This is a genomic window from Arthrobacter sp. efr-133-R2A-63 (genome assembly GCF_030209795.1).
Classification (GTDB): domain Bacteria; phylum Actinomycetota; class Actinomycetes; order Actinomycetales; family Micrococcaceae; genus Arthrobacter; species Arthrobacter bambusae_A.
The window spans coordinates 20,932-43,144 of sequence record NZ_JARVRG010000020.1; the positions used below are offsets into that span (position 1 = coordinate 20,932).

The following is a 22,213-nucleotide window of genomic DNA, read 5'->3' on the forward strand; positions in this document are numbered from 1 at the left end:
AGCGTGGCAGAGCCACTCGCCCCTGAAAGCGCGACCGTCCTGGCGGACGACGCGCCGCCGTCGAACCCACCTGAAGGCAACGCGGACGACGCCGGAGCCCGGCCTTCCGGACGGAAGGCCGGCTTCGAAGTCAGGCTGGCAAACTTCACCGGCCCCTTCGATCTCCTGCTCGGCCTGATCTCCAAGCACAAGCTGGATATCACGGAAGTTGCGCTGGCGACCGTCACGGATGAGTTCATCAAGTACATCCGGCGCCTGCAGGAACTGGGGGAGGACTGGGCCCTGGACGAGGCCAGCGAATTCCTGGTCATCGCCGCAACGCTCCTGGACCTCAAAGCCGCGAGGCTCCTGCCGGCCGGTGAGGTCGAAGATGCCGAGGACATTGCCTTGCTGGAGGCCCGGGATCTCCTCTTCGCCAGGCTGTTGCAGTACAGGGCCTTCAAACAGGTGTCCGCGATCATGTCCGGCACCCTGGAATCGGAAGCCCGGCGCTTCCCGCGGCAAGTCGCGTTGGAAGGGCATTTCGCGGCAATGCTGCCGGAGCTGATCTGGCGCCATACGCCCGAACAGTTCGCCGCGCTGGCCGCCAAGACGCTGGCACCCAAGGACAACACGCCCGAGGAAGTCGGGCTCGACCACCTTCACGGAACACCCGTCAGTGTCAAGGAACAAGCCGAGATCATCGGGTACCGCCTGCAGCGGGGCCAGCCACAAACATTCAGGGCACTGATCGCCGACGCCGAATCCACGCTCGTCGTCGTGGTCCGGTTCCTGGCGCTCCTCGAGCTGTTCCGCGACCGCGTGGTGGCGTTTGATCAACCGGGTCCGCTCGCCGAACTGACGGTCCGCTGGACAGGGCGCCCCGAAGGGTGGAGCAGCGACAATATGAGCGACGAGTACGAGCAGATCGACCAAGGAGAGGAACCGCTGTGAGCGAGCAGGAAACCGGCGGGGACGGCCTCGCCGAGCTTGAAGCCTTGCCGGGCGGGGTCCGCGCAGCCCTCGAAGCGGTCCTGATGGTGATCGACCAACCGGCCACCGCGGAAGAACTGGCCGCCGGGCTCAACGTGACGGTTGCCGTCGTCGAGGATTTGCTGGAGGGACTGCGGCGGGAGTATAGCGGCTATACTGTTAAAGCCCCGGGCAGGGACGCTGATGACTTGCACACTGATGCAAGTGCCAGCGCTGCACCCCGGGGTTTTGAGTTGCGGAACGTTGCCGGAGGGTGGCGGATCTATTCACGCGCGGATTTCGCCGACGTCGTGGGCAGGTTCGTTCTCGAAGGCCAGACCGCGCGGCTGACGCAGGCAGCCCTTGAAACCATGGCGGTCATCGCGTACCGGCAGCCGGTTTCCAGGGCCAGGGTGTCGGCCATCCGCGGCGTCAATGTCGATTCAGTCGTTCGGACCCTTGTCCAACGCGGGCTGATCGAGGACTCGGGTACCGATCCTGAATCGGGGGCGATCCTTTACCGGACCACCTCGTACTTCCTCGAACGCATGGGCATTGGCTCGGTGGCGGAACTGCCTCAATTGTCCCCCCACCTTCCGGGGCTGGAGGGCATCGAGGAGTTCTTCGACGCCGAACGCATGTAGTCGCAGGAAAGCCGGCCGCAGGCAAGCTGAACAACTCAATATTGCAAGGATCTACAAACGCCCGGCTAGTAGCGGGCAGACACACGGGACAGATATTCTCTGTCCGGCTGGCTTACGTTGAGAAAGAACAAGCCGGCCACCATAACAAAAGGACGGGTCATGACACAGGCGGGACGCCAGGGTTCACCACGTAACAGTTCGGGACGAAACAATTCCGGACGCAACGAGTCGCAAGACTCAGGCCGCAACAATGCCGGCCGCAGCAGTGCCGGCCGCGCCGGAGGCAGCGGCTTCGGTGCCGGCCGGGGTGGCGCAAGCCGTGCCGGCGGCGCCTCCGGAGGCAGCAAGCGCAGCTTCTCCCCGGGCGGAGAACGCCCCTTCAAGCCCACGCGTCCGCGTGAAGAGCGCCCCTTCGATCCGGACAACCCCACGTCGGCCGGAGGCTACGGGCGCCGTGAAGACGCCGGCCGCCAAGATCCCAGGCCGGCCAAGGCCCCTCGCAAGCCTGGCTCCAACAAGCCCGGCTTCGGCAAGGCTCCGGGCACGCCGGGCGCATTGAAGCCCAAAGCCAGCAACAAGAAGCAGTACGCTTCCCGCGCCTTCGGCAGTGAGCGCTTCGGCCAGAACCTTGGCCCGATCCGCAAGCCCCGCGGCCGCCGCGGCGAGGTGGCGCAGTCCGAGCAGCACGACGCCGATGGCGTGCGCCTGCAGAAGGTCATGGCCCAGGCGGGCGTGGCTTCCCGCCGCGTCTGCGAGGAAATGATCGAGGAAGGCCGCGTCGAGGTCAACGGCCAGCTCACCACCGAACTGGGCATGCGCGTGGACCCCGCTACCGCGGTGATCCACGTAGACGGAATCCGCATCCAGCTCGATGACACCATGCTCTACATGGTGTTCAACAAGCCCAAGGGCGTCGTTTCCACGATGGAAGATCCCGAAGGCCGTCCCTGCATCAGCGACTTCCTCAAGTCCGCCAAGAACAAGGGCGAGCGCCTCTTCCACGTCGGCCGCCTCGACGTCGCCACCGAGGGCCTGCTGCTGCTGACCAACGACGGCGAACTCGCCAACCGCTTGACGCACCCTTCCTATGAGGTGCCCAAGACGTACCTGGTCCAGGTCCGTGGTCCGTTCCCGCAGGGCGTCGGCGCGAAGTTGAAGGAAGGCATCGAGCTCGAAGATGGCATCGCGTCCGTCGACTCCTTCAAACTGGTGGACTCCACTCCGGGCCACGTCCTGATCGAGGTCGTGCTGCACTCCGGCAAGAACCGAATTGTCCGCCGTCTGTTCGAAGCCGTCGGTTTCCCCGTGCTCCGTCTCGTGCGCGTCAAGATCGGTCCCATCGGCCTGGGCGACCAGCGCCAGGGGAGCATCCGCAACCTCGGCAAGCAGGAAGTCGGACACCTCCTGGCCTCCGTAGGACTGTAAGGCATGTCGGCATTCCACTCGCACGGCCGGGGCCACCTTGACGGCCCGGTGGTCGTTTTCGGCACCGGCCTGCTCGGAGCCAGCATCGGTCTCGGCCTGCGTGGCCGGGGTGTCTCCGTGTTCCTTTCGGACCCGTCGCCAACCAACCAGGCCGTGGCCGTGGATATCGGTGCGGGCAGGCCTCTGTCCGAGCTTGAGAACCCACCCCAGCTGGTTGTTGTCGCTGCACCGCCGGATGTGACTGCCGACGTCGTCGAGCGTGCCCTGGGTGAATACCCGGAGGCCGTTGTGGTGGACATAGCCAGCGTCAAGCTGGCAATCCAGGCCGAGCTCCGGGGCCGTGGAGTGGACATGTCCCGTTACGTCGGGACGCACCCGATGGCGGGGCGCGAGAAATCGGGGCCCGTCGCTGCCCGCGGCGAGCTCTTCACGTCCATGCCCTGGGTCCTTTGCCCGTCCGACGAGACCAGCGCCGACGCGCTTCACGCTGCGCGTTCCCTCGCCGGTGACCTGGGGGCAATAGTTTCCCAGTTCACGGCGGAGGAGCACGATGAAGCGGTTGCGCTGGTATCGCATTTGCCCCAGGTGATGTCTTCGCTTCTGGCCAGCCGCCTGCAGGGGACGCCTCTCCACGCGCTGTCTTTGGCTGGCAACGGGTTGCGGGACACCACGAGGATTGCTGCCAGCGATCCCACCCTATGGGTGCAGATCCTGGGCAACAATGCGGCCAAGATGGTGCATATCCTTCATGGCGTCCGCGAGGACCTCAACCGTCTGATCGGTACCCTGGAGGATCCCACGGCACCCGGCGCCCGGCTGGACCTTGCCCAGCTCATCAGCGAGGGCAACGCGGGGCAGGCCAGGATCCCGGGAAAGCACGGCGGACCCCCGCAGGCATATTCATGGCTTACAGTTCTGGTAGACGACCGGCCCGGGCAGATCGCCAGGCTGTTGACGGAGATCGGTGAGATCGGCGTCAACGTTGAAGATCTCCGCCTGGATCACTCGTCAGGGCAGAACGTTGGCATGGTGGAACTCTCCGTCATGCCGAACAAACATGACCTCCTTGTTGAAGCCTTGACCGACCGTGGATGGCGGGTACTCCAGTAATGACACGTGAACTTTTCGGCCCGGAGACCGTAGTTCGTCCGGGCAAGCCGCTCGTCGTCGCCATCGACGGCCCGTCAGGATCCGGCAAATCCAGCGTGAGCAAGGAAGTGGCCCGGCGCTTGAAGCTCGCCTATCTCGACACGGGTGCCATGTACCGTGCGTTGACCTGGTACTGCCTCAAGACCGGCATCGACCTCAGCGACGGCGCCGCCGTCGAGCAGGCCTCAAAGGACCTGCCGCTGGAACTCAGTACCAGCGCCAACGCGGAATACGTCAGCGTTGCCGGGGTGGACATCACGGAGGAAATCCGTGAGCCGAGGATCTCCTCGTCGGTCAGCGCGGTGGCAACCACTCTGGGTGCCCGCAACGAGTTGATTCGCCGCCAGCGCCAGCTGATCGAACAGCACCACCGCCGCATGGTGGTGGAAGGACGGGATATCACTACCGTCGTCGCGCCCAATGCGGAGGTCCGCATGCTGCTGACCGCCAGCGAGGAAGCGAGGCTGCGGCGACGCGGCCTCCAGTTGGGCGGAACGCAGACCCACGAGCAGCTGGCCGCCCAAGTGATCCACCGCGATGCCAAGGACTCCACCGTGGTGAACTTCACGCAGGCGGCCGACGGTGTGGTCACCCTGGATTCCTCGGAGCTGGACTTCGAACAAACGGTCGAAACGGCGCTGAGCATTGTGGGCAAGGTCATCTACGGTGACTGAGCCCCGGCCCCCGGCACGCTGGACCATGATCTGGAGCCGGCCTGTTGGCTGGCTGTTGGACCATGTCCTGTACCGGACCGCGATCACGGGACGCTCCAATGTTCCCAAGTCCGGCCCGGTCATTTTCGCGGGCAACCACATCAGCTTCCTGGATGGGCCGGTGATGTTCGGCGCGGCTCCACGGCCCATGCACATCCTGGTCAAGAAAGAGATGTTCAAGGGGTTCCTGGGAAAGGTGCTTCGTGCGTCGGGACAGATTTCCATCGACCGCACGGGCGACCGCTCGGCGCTCCAGCTCGGAAAGAAAGTGCTCGACGCCGGCCGTTGCGTGGGGATTCTCCCCGAAGGAACGCGGGGAGGCGGCACCGCCGGCAGCATCAGCAACGGCGTCGCATGGCTCGCGTTGATGTCCGGAGCCACAGTGATTCCCGTGGCCATCCTCGGAACGCGGATCGGAGACGAACACCGTGATGACATTCCGAGGCTGCGCCGCCAGCTTCAGGTCAGTTTCGGAGCCCCCTTCAATGTGACCCGCAGAAATGGCGAGTCGGGGCGTGTTTCAATGGACAGGGCGGCTGCGGAGATCCGCGCTGCGCTGGCTGGACACGTCCAGGATGCCGTCAAGACCACCGGTCAGTCCCTTCCGAGGGACTAATGCGCCGGCCCACAGCCAATGCAGCACCGCCAAGAAGAAGTAGCCGGGACGCCGGCAGATCACCACTAAGGAAAGTGCAATGAGCGATACGACTCACAAATCCGGCAACATCGGAGCCGGCGACGACGAATACACGCCCACCGGCACCGACCAGGTGGCTGAAAACCTCGCCGCCCTGGACGACGACGAAGCCGAACTCCGCGCAGCCTCCCTCCGCGCAGGCCTGGAAGACTACGACCTCGACGAGGACGACGCAGCCCTGCTGAGCGGACTCTACGACGACGAAGGCGAAGACGGCCCCCTCAAGCTTGACCCGGTCCTGGCCATCATCGGCCGCCCCAACGTCGGCAAATCCACGCTGGTGAACCGCATCCTCGGCCGCCGCGAGGCCGTGGTCGAGGACACCCCCGGCGTTACCCGTGACCGTGTCATGTACTCGGCTCACTGGAACGGCCGCAACTTCACGCTGGTGGACACCGGTGGCTGGGAGCACGATGCCAGGGGCATCCACGCCCGCGTCGCCGAGCAGGCCGAGATGGCCGTGGAACTGGCTGACGCCGTGCTCTTCGTGGTGGACTCCGCCGTGGGCGCCACCGCCACGGACGAAGGCGTCATGAAGATGCTCCGCAAGTCGAAGAAGCCGGTCATCATGGTGGCTAACAAGGTTGACGACTTTGCGCAGGAGGCCGACTCGGCAACGCTTTGGGGCCTTGGCTTCGGCGAGCCGTACCCGGTCTCTGCCCTCCATGGCCGCGGCGTTGCCGACCTCCTGGACCACGTCATGGACACCCTGCCCGAGTTCTCCACCGTTGAAGGCGTCGAGCGCTCCGGTGGTCCACGCCGCATCGCCCTCATCGGCCGCCCGAACGTCGGCAAGTCCTCCTTGCTGAACAAGCTGGCCGGCTCCGAGCGCGTCGTCGTTGATCCCCTCGCCGGGACCACCCGCGACCCCGTGGACGAATTCATTGAACTCGGTGGCCGCACCTGGCGCTTCGTGGACACCGCAGGTATCCGCCGCCGCCAGCACATGGCCCAGGGCGCGGACTTCTACGCCTCCCTCCGTACGCAGGCTGCGCTCGAAAAGGCGGAGGTCGCCGTCGTGCTCCTGGCCGTCGACGAGGTGCTCAGCGAGCAGGATGTCCGCATCCTGCAGCTCGCCATCGAGTCCGGCCGCGCGCTGGTGCTCGCGTTCAACAAGTGGGACTTGCTCGACGACGAACGCCGCCGCTACCTTGAGCGGGAAATCGAGCAGGACCTGGCGCACGTTGAATGGGCTCCGCGCGTCAACATTTCCGCCAAGACCGGCTGGCACAAGGACCGCCTGGTGCCCGCACTGGACCTCGCCTTGGAGAGCTGGGACAAGCGCATCCCCACGGGTCGCTTGAATGCGTTCCTGGGCGAGCTCGTGGCTGCCCACCCGCACCCGGTACGCGGCGGCAAGCAGCCCCGCATCCTGTTCGGCACCCAGGCGTCCAGCCGTCCGCCGAAGTTCGTGCTCTTCACCACGGGCTTCTTGGACCCCGGATACCGCCGGTTCATCACTCGCCGGCTGCGCGAGACCTTTGGCTTCGACGGCACGCCGATCGAGGTCAACATGCGCGTCCGTGAAAAGCGCGGCAAGAAGCGTTAATTGAGACGCGCATCACAGATGACACCCGCCAAGGTGTCATTGGGAACCTCGAACATCGTGTAAGCTTTTTGAGGTGGTTCGGCCGGACTGCTTAGGTGAAAACCTAGGCGGAGAACGGCAGGACTGACGGGCTGTAGCGCAGCTTGGTAGCGCACTTGACTGGGGGTCAAGGGGTCGCAGGTTCAAATCCTGTCAGCCCGACCGCAAGGTATGGATAGCAAAGTCCCGGGAACGTAAACGTTCCCGGGACTTTGCGTTTAAGTGTTGGTGTGGCCTCGAGTGCGGGTTGGATTCTGCTCAATCATTCGAATGGATCTGCGGAATCACAGGACCGGGAACTTCGGCGAAGAGAGTGATCCAGCAGAATCGACGCCGTCCCCATGATTCTCCCGGCCTGACTCGCCTTCCTGACCTTGTTTGAAGGGCCCAGAGCTTTGAAATGACGTGACTCGCCGTGTCGTAAGCGATTTCCCAAACCAAAGAAGGTCAGGAAGGCGCTCACTCGTCTTGAGTCAGTCATCAGGGCGAAGAGTCTGGGCGAGCGAAGATATATGCTGACGACCAGCCATCCCAGGACGAGGCCCCATGTAGGCAACTGCACGGTTCATGCACCAACTTTCGAAGTCTTGGGCATTGGCAATCTATGGCCGACATGTGCCGTCTCAGTGGTCAAATCCAAGAATTAAGTGGTCTGCAGTTCCAATCTACGTATTCAATTCCGCGAGATCTCGGGGTTCCTGCCGGCCGTCTCCGTGTGCCCGGGTCCTCGTCTCCGTGTTGGACCGCCCCCAACTATCATTGGACGGTGAGCGAAACACTTCCCCCTTGCCCCGAATGCGCCAGCGAATACACCTACGAGATGGGTGCCTTGCTGGTCTGCCCCGAGTGCGCGCACGAATGGGCGCCGGCGGCTTCTGACGAAGCGGAAGCCGAGTCAACGGAGATCAAGGACGCCGTGGGCAACGTCCTCTCAGACGGGGATACCGTGACGGTGGTCAAGGACCTCAAGGTCAAGGGGAGCGCCACGGTCATCAAGGTCGGCACCAAGGTCCGCAACATCCGCCTCGTGAACGGCGTGGGGGATCACGATATCGACTGCAAGGTGGACGGCTTCGGACCCATGCAGCTCAAGTCAAGCGTGGTCAAGAAGGTCTAACGCCCTCAAGCCCCCTGCAACGCCCCCAACGCCTTCACCAGGGGCTCGAGCTCGGGCACCGATTCTGCGGCCGTCAGGGACTCCGCGAGGGTTTCGTCATGCACGGGCCTGGCGGCCAGCAACAGCTTCTGGCCGGCCTCGGTGAGTTCCGTGTAGATCCCTCGCCGGTCGTCGGCGCACAGGATCCTGGTCAGCAGCCCCCGGTCTTCGAGCCGGTTCACCAAACGCGTCGTGGCGCTGCTGGAAAGCGCCGTGGCCCTGGCGAGCTGCTGCATCCGCATGTGCCAGCCGTCCTGGCGACTCAGCGCGTCCAGCACCGTGTACTCGACTACGGAAAGATCCGCGGCGGACTGCAACGCCTTCTCCAGCGCTGCCTCGATGTTGCCGTGCAGCGCCGCGAGAGTCCGCCACCCCTGCGCCCGCACCTCAACGGCGTCGTCCTTGATGCCCATGTCTCCCGTAACTCCTGCCGATTGATGAAGAAACCAGACGCACGCAAAAGTAGTTGCTTGCGCAATTACATGGCGTGTGCAACTATATATGCAGCGTCTGCAACTAATATTCTACGGTTCTCGGCGACGCACTTCCAGTCTCACGGGAATCCATCCCCACAAAGGAGCAACAACATGCCCGCAGGGTTGATCGCCCTTGCCCTCGGCGGATTCGGCATTGGCTTGACCGAATTCGTCATCATGGGCCTCTTGCCAGAAATTGCCACCGACTTCGGAGTCAGCGAAGCGGCCGCCGGATGGTTCATCACCTGCTATGCGCTGAGCGTCGTGGTCGGCGCCCTCCTGGTTACGGCGGCCGTCACCCGCCTGCCCCGCAAGCCTGTGCTGATCGGGCTCCTCGTCCTGTTCATAGCGGGCAATTTCCTGTCCGCCATCGCGGACAGCTACCAGGCAATGCTGATCGGACGCATTGTCGCAGCGCTCTGCCACGGAGCCTTCTTCGGCATCGGCTCAGTGGTCGCGGCAGGCCTTGTCCCGGCCCACAAAAAGGCGGGAGCCATTGCCATCATGTTCACGGGCCTCACCGCCGCGAACGTGCTGGGCGTGCCCTTCGGAACCTTCCTTGGCCAGAACCTTGGCTGGCGGTCCACCTTCTGGGCCATCACGATCATCGGCGTCGTCGCCTTCATCGGCATCGCCCTCATGGTCCCGCGCACTAAAGAAGGGGTGGTCGCCAGCAGCCTCCGCAGCGAGCTCGGCGCGTTCAAGTCCGGCCAGGTCTGGCTGTCGATTATCGTCACAATTCTCGGATTCGGCGGCATGTTCGGTGCCTTCACCTACATTGCCTTCACCCTGACCGACGTCTCCGGGTTCGATCCCCGCGCCGTCCCGTGGCTCCTGGTCCTGTTTGGCGCCGGGCTGTTCGTCGGCAACATCGCCGGCGGCAAAGCGGCCGACAAATCCATCGACAACACGCTTGTGGTCATCCTCGCGGGCCTGGTGCTCGTGCTCGTGTTCTTCGGACTCACCGCCGCGAGCCCGGTGGCCACCCTGTTCTCGCTGGCACTCATGGGCGGCTTCGGCTTCGCTACCGTTCCGGGACTGCAGATGCGCGTCATGCACTTTGCCGCCACCGCACCCACCCTCGCCTCCGGCGCGAATATCGGCGCCTTCAACCTGGGCAACGCCCTCGGCGCCTGGCTGGGCGGCGTCACCATCACCATGGGCCTGGGCTACACCTCGCCGATCTGGGCCGGTGCCGCCATCACCGTAGCGGCCCTGCTCGTCATGATTGCTGCCGCGGCGGCTGCGCGGCGCGGGGGAGCGGCGCAGTCCGTTTCCGCCCCGCAAGCAGCCCCCGACGTCGTACGCGAACCTGAGGAGGCACCGGTCGCCTAGCGAAAAGCAGGTCCCTCAGGATCAGTCTTCGCCCGAACGGCGTTTGGCCAGGATCTCGCCGTTGGTCTGGCACGTAGGGCAGTACTGCAGCGAAGTCCCCACGAAGGCAACCTCGCGCACGGTGTCCCCGCAGACCGGGCAAGGCTCGCCGGTCCTGCCATGCACGCTCATCGAGGCTTTCTTGGCCGCCTTCAGCTCTTCCGGTTTCTTGCCCGACAGCCCCTTGATGGCACCCGTGAGAATGTCCTGCATCGTGGTGAAGAGACGCTTCACTGCGTCCGGGTCCAACGAAGAAGCGTGGGCAACGGGAGAGAGCTTCGCCGCATGGAGGATTTCGTCACTGTAGGCGTTCCCGATGCCCGCCATAAGCTTTTGGTTCTTCAGGATTCCCTTGATCTGCTGCCGGTGCGTGAAAAGCCGGCTGAACTCGTCCAGGCCGAAGGCGGGGTCAAGGGGATCCGGCCCAAGCTCGGCAATGCCATGGACGTCCTCCGGCTGGCGAACGATGAAGATGGCCAGTCCCTTCCACGTTCCGGTGTCGGTAAGCGTGATGCCAAAATCGCTGCCATCGTTGGAAAAGTCCAATTGCGCCGCGAAATATCCGCCCATAGCAGGCGCTTCGTCTCCGGGCTTCTTGTCCGAGAAGGTGAGCCAGCCGGACTTCGCGAAACTGACGATCACGTACAGGGCCTCTGCAAAGCCTCCGCTGTCCGGAGCCTCGGGAGCGATCTCGAAAACGAGGAATTTGCCCCGCCGTCCGACGGATTCGACGGTCCGCCCGACCAAGGATTCGTGGGGAACATCCGCTACTTTCAGGGGAAACGCCGATGGTAGCAATACCTGGGTGAGCTGGGCCCCGGCCAGCTTCTCGTCCAGAAAGTCCCCCAGGGCAGTGATTTCGGGCAGTTCCGGCATGATCGCGCTCCTTCGACGGCGGTGCAGGAATATGCGTCTCGAGTCTGCTTCCAATCATTCCAGACACCTGTGGGGAGGAGGCATGGATGTGCTTATACTTTCAGCGGTGGCCGGATGACCGGGCCGCCGTCGTGGTCCGAAATGTCCCGATGAAAGGCGACTCATGAGCAACATTCCTGCCGATCTTTCCTACACCGCCGAACATGAATGGGTCAGCGCCCCGAATGCAGACGGCGTCGTGCGCGTCGGCATCACGGACTTCGCCCAGGATGCCCTCGGCGATGTCGTCTATGCCCAGCTTCCCGAGCCCGGCACTACGGTGAAGGGCAACGACGTCGTGGGTGAAGTGGAATCCACGAAGAGCGTGAGCGACATATACGCCCCGGTCAGCGGCGAAATTGTCTCCCGCAACGAGGCTCTCGACACCGACTCTGCCCTGATCAACTCGGATCCCTACGGTGACGGCTGGCTGTTCGAAGTAAAGCTTTCGGAAGCTGACGCCATCGAGACCCTTCTCAGTGCATCAGAGTACGAACAACAGGTAGGCTAAATGGTATCTGGCCCGCCAAGTCGGTTCTCCCCGGAACAGGGGAGCGACGGCGGCGGGCCAGCGACCTGTTTGGCCCGGGGAACCGGGCAGTTGCGTAACCGGCAGTTGGTGACAACGGCCGGCGGATGAGGAGGAATTCCATGGTTGGCGGTAAGCGGAACCACGCCCGGGACGAGCACGGTGCTGTAGGACAGCCAACCTCGGAGACCACCTCGATCCAGCTCACCCCGGTGCGCCATCACGAGCCGGATGACCGCCCGCCTCTGGCAGCCGAAGAACGCGCCGCGGTGCAGGCATTGCCTCCTGGCTCGGCCCTGCTCATTGCCCACACCGGCCCCAACGCTGGTGCGCGGTTCCTCCTGGACTCGGACACCACCACTGCCGGCCGACACCCGGATGCGGACATCTTCCTGGATGACGTGACGGTTTCGCGGAAGCACGTGGAATTCGTACGCACCCCCGAGGGCTTCGAAGTCGTCGACACCGGCAGCCTCAACGGCACCTATGTCAACCAGGACCGGGTGGACAACGTGCTGCTCAAGAACGGCAGCGAGGTTCAGATCGGCAAGTTCCGCCTCACCTACTACCTGAGCCCTGCCCGCGCAGCAGGCCAAGACTGATTCCGGGTACGCCTGTGGCACTGCCCCAGCCGGAACGGCGAGGACCGCAGGTCCTCAACATCGGAGAGGTCCTCGCGCAACTCAGCGACGACTTTCCTACCATGACGGCGTCCAAGATCCGTTTTCTTGAGGAAAAGGGACTGATCAATCCGAAGCGTACGCCCGCCGGTTACCGGCAATACGCCGAAAGCGACGTCGAACGCCTGCGCTTCGTGCTGTCCCTCCAGCGTGACCAGTACCTGCCCCTTAAAGTCATCAAGGACTACCTCGACGCGATCGACCGTGGAGAGCGCCCCGAAAACCTCCCGCCGGGTGTGTCGGTTTCCCCCCGTATTGTCTCGGATGAACTCGCGGCCGAGCTGCAGGGCCGCGCACGTGCCCTGAGCGAGGAACAGCTGCGGACGGAATCCGGCGCCAGCGTTCCGCTCCTGCAGTCACTCCTCAGTTATGGGCTCATCAGCCACGTCAACGGCAAATTCGACGAACACGCCCTCCAAGTGGCGCGCGCGTGTGTCCAACTTGAAAGCCACGGACTTGAACCGCGGCACCTCCGTCCCTTCCAGGCGGCAGCTGAGCGCGAGTTCGGCTTGGTGGAACGGGTTGTCGCTCCCTTGACGTCCCGCAAGGATGCGGCATCGCAATCCCGGGCTGCCGAAGCCGCCCGGGAAATCAGCGAACTCTGTCTCAGCCTGCATCGAGCTTTGGTGCAGGACCGTATCTCCCGTATGGATGCATGATGATTGAGGTCGAAATCGTTGGAGTGCGGATTGAACTGCCTTCAAACCAGCCCTTGGTCCTCTTGCGTGAGATGCACGGGGAACGCCATGTTCCCATTTGGATCGGCACGCCCGAAGCCAGCGCCATCGCCCTGGCTCAACAAGGCGTGGTGCCGCCCCGGCCCATGACCCACGATTTGATGATCGACGTCGTGGAGGCGCTCGGCCACACGATCATCAGCGTGAACATCGTGGCGGTCGAGGACAACATCTTCTACGGCCAGCTCCAGTTCGACGACGGCACTGTGGTGAGTTCCCGCGCTTCCGACGCGCTGGCGCTTGCGTTGCGGGCGAAATGCCGCATCTGGTGCGCCGACGCCGTGATGGACGAAGCCGGCGTCCGGATCACGGAACACGACGAAGGCGAAGACGCCGAACCGGGTCCCGAAGTCGACGAAGAGCGGGAATTGCGCCGTTTCCGGGAGTTCCTGGACGATGTGGAGCCTGAGGATTTCGAAGGCTGAAGGCAGCCTAAGGTTAAAGTGGAGGATGAAAGTTTCGACACGATCCGAAAAGGGCCCGGACGTCTTTGACCTGAGGCCCCGGCACGCCTAACGTCGAAGATATCAAGTTCCCGTTGCGTACAGGACCCGCGCAGGTCACACTGAAAGGTGCGGACGCGTTGAAATTACACGAGTGCATTTCCCCTTTTCGTGTTGCCCCCGTATGCACCATCCCCAAGGGAACTTCTGACAAGGAGGGTCACGTGAGTCCCAAAGGCGAAGCAGGCGAGCTAAAGCAGGCCTCGACAGGCGTTGCTGTACCCGCAAGCGGTGCCCAGGGTCTGCTTTTCACCGAGGACCTTCCGGTCCTGGACGAAGATGCCGGCTACCGTGGCCCCACCGCGTGCAAGGCGGCAGGGATTACCTACCGTCAGCTGGACTACTGGGCACGTACTGGACTTGTTGAACCCGCAGTGCGGGGCGCCGCCGGTTCCGGATCGCAGCGCCTGTATGGCTTCCGGGACATCCTGGTACTCAAGGTCGTCAAGCGCCTCCTGGATACAGGTGTGTCCCTTCAGCAGATCCGCACGGCCGTTGAACATTTGCGCGAACGGGGAGTGGAAGACCTGGCGCAGATCACGCTCATGAGCGACGGCGCGAGCGTCTATGAATGTACTTCCGCGGACGAAGTCATTGACCTGGTGCAGGGCGGCCAGGGAGTATTCGGCATCGCGGTAGGCCGCGTGTGGCGCGAAGTCGAGGGCAGCCTTGCCGCCCTTCCGAGCGAACACGCCGCAGAACAGTCATTTCCGGACGACGAACTCAGTAAGCGCCGCTCCGCGCGCCGGACGGGCTGAACCGCCGTCGGGTTTGCCGCCAGCGGCCACAGAAGATGCCACTGAAGACCAATGGAGCCGCCTTCCAACAGGAAGGCGGCTCCATTGGCTTTTCTCGACGATCGATGATCTCGAAAGGGCGGCTTCTGCCCCGAGGACTCCCGTCAGCGTTTGCGGCGGTCCCGCGTGCCGTTGTGGGAGGACAACATATTCGCCAGAAGCGTGTCGAACAGCTTGGCGGTGTTCTTGGCGGAGTCGCCCGGCCAGTGGTGAACTGCGTGGGCGGCCCCCTGGATTTGCTGCCAGTTGGCCTGCTCCGGAATGTGCGGTGCCAGCAGGAGCTCGCCGAACATGGATTCCATCTCGGCGAGGCGGAAGGTGTGCTCGGACGAGGCGGGACGGACGCGGTTGGCAACGATCCCTGCCGGGGCCAGCTGGGGGGCGAACTCCTGGCGGAACAGTTGGATGGCGCGCATGGTGCGTTCCGTGCCGGCTACCGAGAAGAGCCCCGGCTCGGCGACGAGGACCACGCGGTCACTCGCGGTCCAGGCCATGCGTGTGAGGCCGTTGAGGGACGGCGGACAGTCCACGAGTACCAGCTCGTACTTTTCGGCCGCGGCAAGGACTGCCGTCAGGCGGCGGAGATCGCGGCGCCCAAGGTCCGGCCGATCGTAGATTCCGGTGTAGGCGGATCCGACGGCGACATCAAGGGCCGTCCCTCCGCCATTGCCTCGGGGGTGGTCAACCCAGCCGCTGCTGACCACGTTGTCCAAGAGCCTCGCCTTGCGGGGGTTCTTCAGCATGCGGCCAATGTCGAGTTGCTCGCCGGCCTGGACGCCGAGGGCCGTGGTGGCGTCCGCGTGGGGATCCAGGTCCACGACAAGGGTGGGGATCCCTGCGGCCAATGCGGCCGAGGCTAGCCCAGTGGTTACGGATGTCTTGCCCACGCCGCCTTTGAGGCTGCTGATGCTGACTACTTGCACTTGAAAACCCAAAACCTAACGCCGGTTGCCGTGTCGCGGTGCTTGTGTTCCGGCCTTGCCGGAACCGGGGCTCTGCCGCTGCCCTTCAACATCATATGTTGAGTGGCCGCTGTTTCCTGCCTTATCGGCCCGGAACGGCTTGGGCCGTCCGAAGTCGATCGCCTTTTAGCACGTGAAACTGCATCGTGCGCGAAGGTACACTGCTCGTGACGAATTCCCGTGTGACAGTCACCACAAAGATTTGTGTTTGGGTATGGAGGTCTTACACACTGTGACCACCGACCGTTACACCCGCAATGATGCAGGAGAAGCATGTTTTCCAAGATTCTGGTGGCTAATCGCGGCGAAATCGCGATCAGGGCCTTCCGCGCCGGCTACGAACTCGGCGCCAAGACCGTAGCGGTCTTCCCGTATGAGGATCGCAATTCGATCCACCGTCAGAAGGCTGATGAGGCCTATCTGATTGGCAAGGAGGGTCATCCGGTCCGCGCTTACCTGGACGTGGATGAAATCGTCCGGGTCGCCAAGGAAGCGGGTGCGGACGCAATCTACCCGGGCTACGGATTCCTGTCGGAAAACCCTGACCTCGCCCGGGCAGCCCAAGAGGCGGGCATTACGTTTGTCGGCCCTCCGGCGGAGGTGCTTGAGCTCGCGGGCAACAAGGTCGCCGCTCTCGAGGCCGCCCGCAAGGCCGGCGTGCCGGTCTTGAAGTCGAGTGCGCCGTCCCGTGACATCGACGAGCTCATCGCCGCGGCGGACGAGGTCGGATTCCCGATCTTCGCCAAGGCTGTCGCCGGTGGCGGCGGCCGCGGCATGCGCCGGGTGGAGACCCGCGAGGACCTTCCGGAAGCCCTCCAGTCGGCCATGCGTGAGGCGGACGCCGCGTTCGGCGATCCCACCATGTTCCTGGAGCAGGCCGTGCTGCGTCCCCGTCACATCGAGGTACAGATCCTGGCGGACGCCGAGGGCAATGTCATGCATCTCTTCGAGCGCGACTGTTCCCTGCAGCGCCGCCACCAGAAAGTCGTGGAAATCGCTCCGGCTCCCAACCTGGACGAGTCAATCCGCCAGGCCCTCTACCGGGATGCTGTGGCTTTCGCCAAGGCCCTGAACTACGTCAACGCCGGAACGGTCGAGTTCCTCGTGGACACCGAGGGCGAACGGGCCGGCCAGCACGTCTTCATCGAGATGAACCCGCGCATCCAGGTTGAGCACACGGTCACCGAGGAAATCACGGACGTGGACCTCGTCCAGGCGCAGATGCGCATTGCCTCGGGCGAGACACTCGCAGACCTCGGCTTGAGCCAGGAGTCGGTATCCATCAAGGGCGCCGCCCTGCAGTGCCGCATCACCACGGAAGATCCCGCCAATGGCTTCCGGCCCGACGTCGGAAAGATCACCGGCTACCGTTCGGCCGGCGGCGCCGGTGTCCGTCTCGACGGCGGCACGGTCTACTCGGGTGCCGAGATCAGCCCGCACTTCGACTCCATGTTGGTCAAGCTGACCTGCCGCGGACGCGACTACCCGGCCGCAGTGGCCCGTGCCCGGCGCGGTCTGGCAGAGTTCCGGATCCGTGGCGTGTCCACAAACATCCCCTTCCTCCAGGCCGTCCTCGCGGACCCCGACTTCATTGCCGGCAACGTGGCGACCGACTTCATCGACAAACGTCCTGAACTGCTGAAGTCCCACGTCTCCGCGGACCGCGGAACCAAGCTGCTGACCTGGTTGGCCGACGTGACGGTCAACAAGCCCAACGGCGAACTCAAAGTCCACACGGATCCCGCGGCCAAGCTCCCTTCGGTTGCAGGGATCGTTGCACCGGCCGGTTCGCGCCAGAAGCTGCAGGAGCTCGGTCCCGTTGGCTTCGCGGAGGCGCTGCGCGAACAGACCGCCGTCGCCGTCACCGACACAACATTCCGCGACGCGCACCAGTCGCTGCTCGCCACCCGTGTCCGTACCCGCGACCTCGTCGCGGCCGGCCCTGCGGTCTCCGCGCTGCTGCCCGAGCTGCTGTCGGTCGAAGCCTGGGGCGGCGCCACCTACGACGTCGCCCTGCGCTTCCTCGGCGAGGATCCCTGGGACCGGCTGGCCGCCCTGCGCAAGGCCCTGCCCAATGTCTGCCTGCAGATGCTGCTGCGTGGCCGCAACACGGTCGGGTACACGCCCTACCCGGAGGAAGTCACCGAGGCATTCGTCAACGAGGCCGCGGCAACGGGCATCGACATCTTCCGCATCTTCGACGCCCTCAACGACGTCAACCAGATGGCTCCTGCCATCCGCGCCGTGCGGGCCACCGGCACCGCGGTAGCTGAGGTGGCACTCTGCTACACCGGCGATCTCCTCGACCCGGACGAGACCCTGTACACCCTCGACTACTACCTGGACCTCGCCCAGAAGATCGTCGACGCCGGTGCGCACATCCTCGCCATCAAGGACATGGCCGGGCTGCTTCGCCCGGCGGCCGCAGCCAAGCTTGTCAGCGCCTTGCGCGAACGCTTCGACCTGCCTGTCCACCTGCACACCCACGACACCGCAGGCGGCCAACTGGCCACCTTGCTGGCGGCTGTGGACGCCGGCGTGGACGCCGTCGACGTCGCGTCAGCGTCCCTGGCGGGTACCACGAGCCAGCCGTCGGCGTCGGCCCTCGTGGCCGCATTGGCACACACGCCGCGCGATACCGGGCTCAGCCTGGCCAGCGTGAGCTCCATGGAGCCCTATTGGGAGGCGGTCCGGCGGGTCTACGCACCGTTCGAATCCGGGCTTCCCGGTCCTACGGGCCGGGTCTACCAGCACGAAATCCCGGGCGGCCAGCTGTCCAACCTGCGCCAGCAGGCCATCGCGCTCGGCCTTGGCGAGCGTTTCGAGGCCATCGAGGACATGTACACCGCCGCGGACCGTATTCTGGGCCGTTTGGTGAAGGTCACGCCATCGTCCAAGGTGGTCGGTGATCTCGCCCTGCACCTCGTGGGAATCCATGCGGATCCTGCGGACTTCAACGAGAACCCGCAGAACTACGACATCCCGGACTCCGTCATCGGCTTCCTGTCGGGTGAACTGGGAGATCCTCCCGGAGGATGGCCGGAGCCGTTCCGCACCAAGGCGCTCCAGGGCCGCAGCATCAAGGTCCGCGACGTCGAATTGAGCGCCGAAGACAGCGCGGCGCTCAAGGGTGATTCGAAGACCCGCCAGAGGACCCTGAACCGGTTGCTGTTCGCGGGCCCCACCAAGGACTACCTCAAGAGCGTGGATACCTACGGCAACCTGTCGGTGCTCGATACCCGCGACTACCTCTACGGTCTCCAGCTCGGTACCGAACACGTCATGGAGCTCGAAAAGGGCGTGCGCCTGATCGCTTCCCTGGAAGCAGTCTCGGAGCCTGACGAAAAGGGCATGCGCACCGTCATGTGCAAGCTCAACGGCCAGTCCCGCCCCGTGGTGGTCCGCGACAAGTCCGTCGTCAGCAACGTGAAGGCGGCGGAGAAGGCGGATGCGTCCCAGCCCGGCCAGGTCGCAGCGCCGTTCGCCGGCGCCGTGACGCTGACCGTCAAAGCCGGGGACGCCGTCAAGGCCGGCGACACCGTCGCCACTATCGAGGCAATGAAGATGGAGGCGTCCATCACGACGCCGGTGGCCGGCACGGTCTCGCGCCTCGCCATCAACAACGTGGAGCAGGTCCAGGGCGGCGATCTGCTCATCGTGGTCGAATAGCGGCCCGCTCCTCCGCGGAGCACACATGAAGGAAGGTCCCGGGCTAAAGCCCGGGACCTTCCTTCATTGCTTTGACCGATGCGTCGCGTGCGGCGCGTGCGTCGCGTCAGGACGCCTTGGGCGCCGAGTACATTTCCTCGATCACGGCGTCGAAGTCCTTCATGACCTGGGCGCGCTTGACCTTCAGCGACGGCGTGAGGTGGCCGGAAGCCTCGGTGAAGTCGGACGGCACGATCCGGAACGACTTGATGGCCTCCGCATGCGAGACGGACTGATTCGCGTGGCTGATCAATTCCTGGACCGCCGCCCGGACAAGGGCGTTGTCCGCGGCAGCGGTCGTCGTCGTGGATGAGGGAAGGCCATGGCGCTCCAGCCAGCCGGGCAGGGCTTCCTCGTCGAGGGTGACCAGCGCGCCGATGAAGGGCCGGTTGTCGCCGATGACGAGGACTTGGGACACCAGCGCGTCCGCGCGGATCTGGTCCTCCAGCAGGGCGGGCACCACGTTCTTGCCGCTGGCGGTGACGATGATTTCCTTCTTGCGGCCGGTGATCTTCAGGAACCCCTGTTCATCCAGTTCGCCGATGTCACCCGTGCGGAACCAGCCGTCCACGAAGGTTTCCGCGGCAAGGTCATCCCGCTTGAAGTAGCCCCTCATGACGCAGACGCCCTTGGCGAGGATTTCGCCGTCGTCGGCGATCCTGACCGCATTGCCGGGGAGCGGCGCCCCCACCGTGCCGATCTTGATCAGGGACGGGGTGTTGACTGATATGGGCGCCGTGGTCTCCGTGAGGCCGTAGCCTTCCAGGATCTGCAGGCCGATACCGTGGAAGAAATGGCCCAGCCGTTCGCCGAGCGGGCCACCGCCGGAGACGGCGTGGCTGACATGGCCACCCATGGCAGCGCGAAGCTTCCCGTACACCAAACGGTCGAAGACTGCATGCTTGAGCCTGAGCACCAAGCCGACGGATCCCGACTGCTGCGCCTTCGAGTAGGCGATCGCGGTGTCCACGGCCTTGTGGAAGATGGCGCCCTTGCCACCGTCCTCTGCCTTGGTGAGGGCCGAGTTGAAGACCTTCTCGAAGACGCGGGGGACAGCCAGGATGAAGGAGGGCTGGAAGCTCTGCAGGTCCGCCAAGAGGTTCTTGATATCGGGCGTGTGCGCCACTTGGGCCCCCGCGGCGACGGCCAGGACCGAGATGAAACGGGCAAAGACGTGGGCCAGCGGAAGGAACATGATGGTCTTGGCGTTCTCGTTGACGACGTTCCCGAGGGAGGCCAAGGCGTTCTCCGAGAGTTCCACGAAGTTGCCGTGCGTGAGTTCGCAACCCTTCGGGCGGCCTGTGGTGCCCGAAGTGTAGATGATCGTGGCGACGTCGGCCAGTTCCGCGCTGCTGCGGCGCGCCTCGAGTTCCTCGTCGCTGACGGCGCTGCCGGAGTTGCGGAGTGCGTCAAGGCCGCCGCCTTCGAGCTGCCAGACATGGGCGACTGAGCCGAGGCCTTCTCCGGTAACGGCCTGCCGGATCACGTCTTCGTGGTGCGGGGACTCGGCGAATGCGGCCACCGCGCCGGAGTCGCCGAGGTTCCAGGCCACTTGCGACGGCGACGACGTTTCATAGATCGGCACGGAAATGCCGCCGGCAAACCAGATGGCGAAGTCCACGAGGGACCACTCGTAGCGGGTCCTGGACATGATGCCCACGCGGTCGCCCACGCTGACGCCGTTGGCGATCAGTCCCTTGGCGAGTGCCGACACGTCCTTGAGGAAGTCCGTTGCCCGGATATCCTGCCATTGGCCGGCGCTGTTGAGCTTGGCAAACAGTGCCGGGTTGGACGCCTTGGCGGCCTGACGAACCACGAGGTCCGTGATGTTGGTTTCGGGGGCAACATTCACCAGGGGCGGAACACTGAATTCACGCACGATAGCTCCTTCGATATCAACAGACCATTGCGGGGCTGCTCTAACTCTATACGGCCAAGTAATGGGTGTGTCGCAATTCACGATACTCAAGTTACTGATGAGTAACTTTACGTGAAGCGTAGAATTCCGCCAATGCGGGCGTGTGAACGTTCCCTCCGCGCAGCGTCCATGTCAGTACATATGCGGCACGCGGAATAGGATGGCGACATGCCCTTGAATTCATCCAACGACCAGATCCCGGCAAGAGTCCGGAAGATTTCCTGGTCCGGTTCGAACGCAACCGGCCGGCGCGCCGGCTCCACACACGGAGGCCTTCGTTGGGAATCGGTGCCGTGGGCCGCGCGCCGTTCCCATCTCGGCCGCAGGGGCTTGGCGATCGGCATCGACATCGGCGGCACGAAGGTGGCAGCCGGAGTTGTGGATCCCTCGGGCCGCGTGGTCGAAGAAGCGTGGCGCTCCACGCCGGGCAATGACGCCCGGGCAGTAGAGCAAGTGATCGTCGAGCTTGTCCAGGAATTGGGTAGGAGCCAACGCATAGCCTCCGTGGGGATCGGCGCCGCCGGCTGGATGGACCTCGACGGCGGCACGGTGCTTTTCAGCCCGCATCTCGCCTGGCGAAACGAGCCGTTGCGTGAAAACCTGCAGCACCTGTTGAGGCGCCCGGTACTCGTCACCAACGACGCCGACGCCGCTGCCTGGGCCGAATGGCGCTTCGGAGCGGGGCAAGGGGAGAGCCGCCTCGTCTGCATCACGCTCGGCACAGGCATCGGTGGCGCCATGGTCATGGACGGACGGGTGGAGCGTGGACGGTTCGGCGTAGCGGGGGAGTTCGGCCACCAGATCGTGGTGCCCGGCGGCCATCGCTGTGAATGCGGCAACCGGGGCTGCTGGGAGCAATATGCTTCCGGTAATGCGCTCGGCAGGGAAGCCCGGGAGCTTGCCCTGCGGAATTCACCGGTTGCCTTCGAATTGCTCAAGGCTGCCGGGGGCTCTGCCGGGAACATCTCGGGCGTAACCGTGACGGAGCGGGCAAAAGCCGGGGACTCCGCGTCGAGGGAGCTCCTGGAAGAAGTGGGGCACTGGCTCGGGCTTGGCCTTGCAAACCTCGCGGCTGCGCTTGACCCAGGAACATTTGTGATCGGCGGCGGGCTGTGCGACGCCGGTGAGCTTCTTGTCGGCCCTGCGCGGACAGCCTTCGCCCGGAACCTCACGGGCCGCGGCTTCCGTCCCGTGGCCGCCATCAAGCTTGCCGCACTCGGACCGCGGGCCGGGATGATCGGTGCCGCCGACCTGTCAAGGGTCAGCGGCCGGGCACGCGGCTAGCAGGCCC

19 protein-coding genes, 1 tRNA gene and 1 pseudogene are annotated in these 22,213 nt (G+C 64.4%); 17 read left to right on the top strand and 4 right to left on the bottom strand.

From position 1 onward, the window contains the following. The first annotated feature begins 3 nt into the window (after window positions 1-3). The 9 genes and pseudogenes from QRN45_RS10375 to QRN45_RS10415 all read left to right on the top strand — a co-directional run bounded on the left by QRN45_RS10375 (window position 4) and on the right by QRN45_RS10415 (window position 8,284). The gene (locus tag QRN45_RS10375) at window positions 4-933 is read left to right on the top strand and encodes a segregation and condensation protein A (RefSeq protein ID WP_502870708.1); all 930 of its coding nucleotides are present in this window, start codon (window positions 4-6) and stop codon (window positions 931-933) included. Beyond that, a complete protein-coding gene (gene scpB, locus QRN45_RS10380) occupies window positions 930-1,595 on the top strand; it encodes an SMC-Scp complex subunit ScpB (protein WP_284763252.1) in 666 nt (221 codons plus the stop codon). The genes QRN45_RS10375 and scpB overlap by 4 nt, the downstream gene beginning before the upstream one ends. A gap of 159 nt (window positions 1,596-1,754) precedes the next feature. Next, the gene (locus QRN45_RS10385) at window positions 1,755-3,020 is read left to right on the top strand and encodes a pseudouridine synthase (RefSeq protein ID WP_078105607.1); all 1,266 of its coding nucleotides are present in this window, start codon (window positions 1,755-1,757) and stop codon (window positions 3,018-3,020) included. 3 nt (window positions 3,021-3,023) lie between these two features. Beyond that, on the top strand, window positions 3,024-4,130 hold the full coding sequence (locus tag QRN45_RS10390) for a prephenate dehydrogenase (protein WP_078105606.1): 1,107 nt from the start codon (window positions 3,024-3,026) through the stop codon (window positions 4,128-4,130). Then, window positions 4,130-4,843 (top strand): (d)CMP kinase, encoded by a 714-nt coding sequence (cmk, locus tag QRN45_RS10395; protein ID WP_284763253.1) that lies wholly within the window; start codon window positions 4,130-4,132, stop codon window positions 4,841-4,843. Before QRN45_RS10390 ends, cmk begins: the two co-directional genes overlap by 1 nt. Before the next feature lie 25 nt (window positions 4,844-4,868). Further along, a pseudogene (locus QRN45_RS10400) lies at window positions 4,869-5,567 on the top strand (lysophospholipid acyltransferase family protein). Window positions 5,568-5,577: 10 nt separating this feature from the next. After that, entirely contained in the window at window positions 5,578-7,128 is a 1,551-nt protein-coding gene (gene der, locus QRN45_RS10405; RefSeq protein ID WP_078105603.1) for a ribosome biogenesis GTPase Der, read from the top strand. 127 nt (window positions 7,129-7,255) lie between these two features. Beyond that, window positions 7,256-7,329, top strand: a tRNA-Pro gene (locus QRN45_RS10410). A 604-nt stretch (window positions 7,330-7,933) separates the two neighbouring features. Next, window positions 7,934-8,284 carry a zinc ribbon domain-containing protein YjdM gene (locus tag QRN45_RS10415; protein ID WP_284763254.1) on the top strand — a complete coding sequence of 117 codons (351 nt, stop codon included), beginning with the start codon at window positions 7,934-7,936 and terminating at the stop codon, window positions 8,282-8,284. A 5-nt stretch (window positions 8,285-8,289) separates the two neighbouring features. Here QRN45_RS10415 and QRN45_RS10420 read toward each other — a convergent pair whose 3' ends face one another. Then, complete coding sequence (locus QRN45_RS10420; RefSeq protein ID WP_078105600.1) at window positions 8,290-8,736, bottom strand: MarR family winged helix-turn-helix transcriptional regulator; 447 nt, start codon at window positions 8,734-8,736, stop codon at window positions 8,290-8,292. A gap of 174 nt (window positions 8,737-8,910) precedes the next feature. Between QRN45_RS10420 and QRN45_RS10425 the strand changes: the two genes are divergently transcribed. Continuing rightward, window positions 8,911-10,134, top strand: a complete 1,224-nt coding sequence (locus QRN45_RS10425) for an MFS transporter (protein WP_284763255.1) — start codon at window positions 8,911-8,913, stop codon at window positions 10,132-10,134. Window positions 10,135-10,155: 21 nt separating this feature from the next. On the opposite strand, the gene QRN45_RS10430 is transcribed toward QRN45_RS10425, so the two are convergent. Beyond that, a complete protein-coding gene (locus QRN45_RS10430; protein WP_284763257.1) occupies window positions 10,156-11,049 on the bottom strand; it encodes a DNA-formamidopyrimidine glycosylase family protein in 894 nt (297 codons plus the stop codon). Window positions 11,050-11,212: 163 nt separating this feature from the next. On the opposite strand from QRN45_RS10430, the gene gcvH reads away from it, so the two are divergent. From gcvH to QRN45_RS10455, 5 genes are all read left to right on the top strand, one after another. Continuing rightward, the gene (gene gcvH / locus QRN45_RS10435; protein ID WP_078105597.1) at window positions 11,213-11,599 is read left to right on the top strand and encodes a glycine cleavage system protein GcvH; all 387 of its coding nucleotides are present in this window, start codon (window positions 11,213-11,215) and stop codon (window positions 11,597-11,599) included. 140 nt (window positions 11,600-11,739) lie between these two features. Continuing rightward, window positions 11,740-12,219, top strand: coding sequence for an FHA domain-containing protein (locus QRN45_RS10440; RefSeq protein ID WP_241710265.1), 480 nt, complete (start codon window positions 11,740-11,742; stop codon window positions 12,217-12,219). Between the two features lie 20 nt (window positions 12,220-12,239). Beyond that, window positions 12,240-12,956, top strand: a complete 717-nt coding sequence (gene ftsR, locus QRN45_RS10445; protein WP_078105625.1) for a transcriptional regulator FtsR — start codon at window positions 12,240-12,242, stop codon at window positions 12,954-12,956. Then, on the top strand, window positions 12,956-13,459 hold the full coding sequence (locus QRN45_RS10450; protein WP_078105595.1) for a bifunctional nuclease family protein: 504 nt from the start codon (window positions 12,956-12,958) through the stop codon (window positions 13,457-13,459). Before ftsR ends, QRN45_RS10450 begins: the two co-directional genes overlap by 1 nt. A gap of 242 nt (window positions 13,460-13,701) precedes the next feature. After that, on the top strand, window positions 13,702-14,295 hold the full coding sequence (locus QRN45_RS10455) for a MerR family transcriptional regulator (protein ID WP_078105594.1): 594 nt from the start codon (window positions 13,702-13,704) through the stop codon (window positions 14,293-14,295). 143 nt (window positions 14,296-14,438) lie between these two features. On the opposite strand, the gene QRN45_RS10460 is transcribed toward QRN45_RS10455, so the two are convergent. Further along, the gene (locus QRN45_RS10460) at window positions 14,439-15,257 is read right to left on the bottom strand and encodes a ParA family protein (protein WP_078105593.1); all 819 of its coding nucleotides are present in this window, start codon (window positions 15,255-15,257) and stop codon (window positions 14,439-14,441) included. A gap of 312 nt (window positions 15,258-15,569) precedes the next feature. Between QRN45_RS10460 and QRN45_RS10465 the strand changes: the two genes are divergently transcribed. Further along, window positions 15,570-18,965 (top strand): pyruvate carboxylase, encoded by a 3,396-nt coding sequence (locus tag QRN45_RS10465; protein ID WP_284763258.1) that lies wholly within the window; start codon window positions 15,570-15,572, stop codon window positions 18,963-18,965. A 106-nt stretch (window positions 18,966-19,071) separates the two neighbouring features. Here QRN45_RS10465 and QRN45_RS10470 read toward each other — a convergent pair whose 3' ends face one another. Next, a complete protein-coding gene (locus QRN45_RS10470) occupies window positions 19,072-20,883 on the bottom strand; it encodes an AMP-dependent synthetase/ligase (protein ID WP_284763259.1) in 1,812 nt (603 codons plus the stop codon). A 207-nt stretch (window positions 20,884-21,090) separates the two neighbouring features. Between QRN45_RS10470 and QRN45_RS10475 the strand changes: the two genes are divergently transcribed. Further along, window positions 21,091-22,206 (top strand): ROK family glucokinase, encoded by a 1,116-nt coding sequence (locus tag QRN45_RS10475; RefSeq protein ID WP_241710268.1) that lies wholly within the window; start codon window positions 21,091-21,093, stop codon window positions 22,204-22,206. Window positions 22,207-22,213 lie beyond the last annotated feature (7 nt).

Excerpts from the sequence above, each read along its gene's own strand:
- QRN45_RS10430 (WP_284763257.1), bottom strand. The coding sequence starts at position 11,049 with ATGCCGGAACTGCCCGAAATCACTGCCCTGGGGGACTTTCTGGACGAG.
- der (WP_078105603.1), top strand. The coding sequence starts at position 5,578 with ATGAGCGATACGACTCACAAATCCGGCAACATCGGAGCCGGCGACGAC.
- QRN45_RS10450 (WP_078105595.1), top strand. The coding sequence starts at position 12,956 with ATGATTGAGGTCGAAATCGTTGGAGTGCGGATTGAACTGCCTTCAAAC.
- QRN45_RS10425 (WP_284763255.1), top strand. The coding sequence starts at position 8,911 with ATGCCCGCAGGGTTGATCGCCCTTGCCCTCGGCGGATTCGGCATTGGC.
- QRN45_RS10465 (WP_284763258.1), top strand. The coding sequence starts at position 15,570 with ATGTTTTCCAAGATTCTGGTGGCTAATCGCGGCGAAATCGCGATCAGG.
- QRN45_RS10475 (WP_241710268.1), top strand. The coding sequence starts at position 21,091 with ATGCCCTTGAATTCATCCAACGACCAGATCCCGGCAAGAGTCCGGAAG.
- QRN45_RS10440 (WP_241710265.1), top strand. The coding sequence starts at position 11,740 with ATGGTTGGCGGTAAGCGGAACCACGCCCGGGACGAGCACGGTGCTGTA.
- QRN45_RS10420 (WP_078105600.1), bottom strand. The coding sequence starts at position 8,736 with ATGGGCATCAAGGACGACGCCGTTGAGGTGCGGGCGCAGGGGTGGCGG.
- cmk (WP_284763253.1), top strand. The coding sequence starts at position 4,130 with ATGACACGTGAACTTTTCGGCCCGGAGACCGTAGTTCGTCCGGGCAAG.
- gcvH (WP_078105597.1), top strand. The coding sequence starts at position 11,213 with ATGAGCAACATTCCTGCCGATCTTTCCTACACCGCCGAACATGAATGG.
- QRN45_RS10385 (WP_078105607.1), top strand. The coding sequence starts at position 1,755 with ATGACACAGGCGGGACGCCAGGGTTCACCACGTAACAGTTCGGGACGA.
- QRN45_RS10390 (WP_078105606.1), top strand. The coding sequence starts at position 3,024 with ATGTCGGCATTCCACTCGCACGGCCGGGGCCACCTTGACGGCCCGGTG.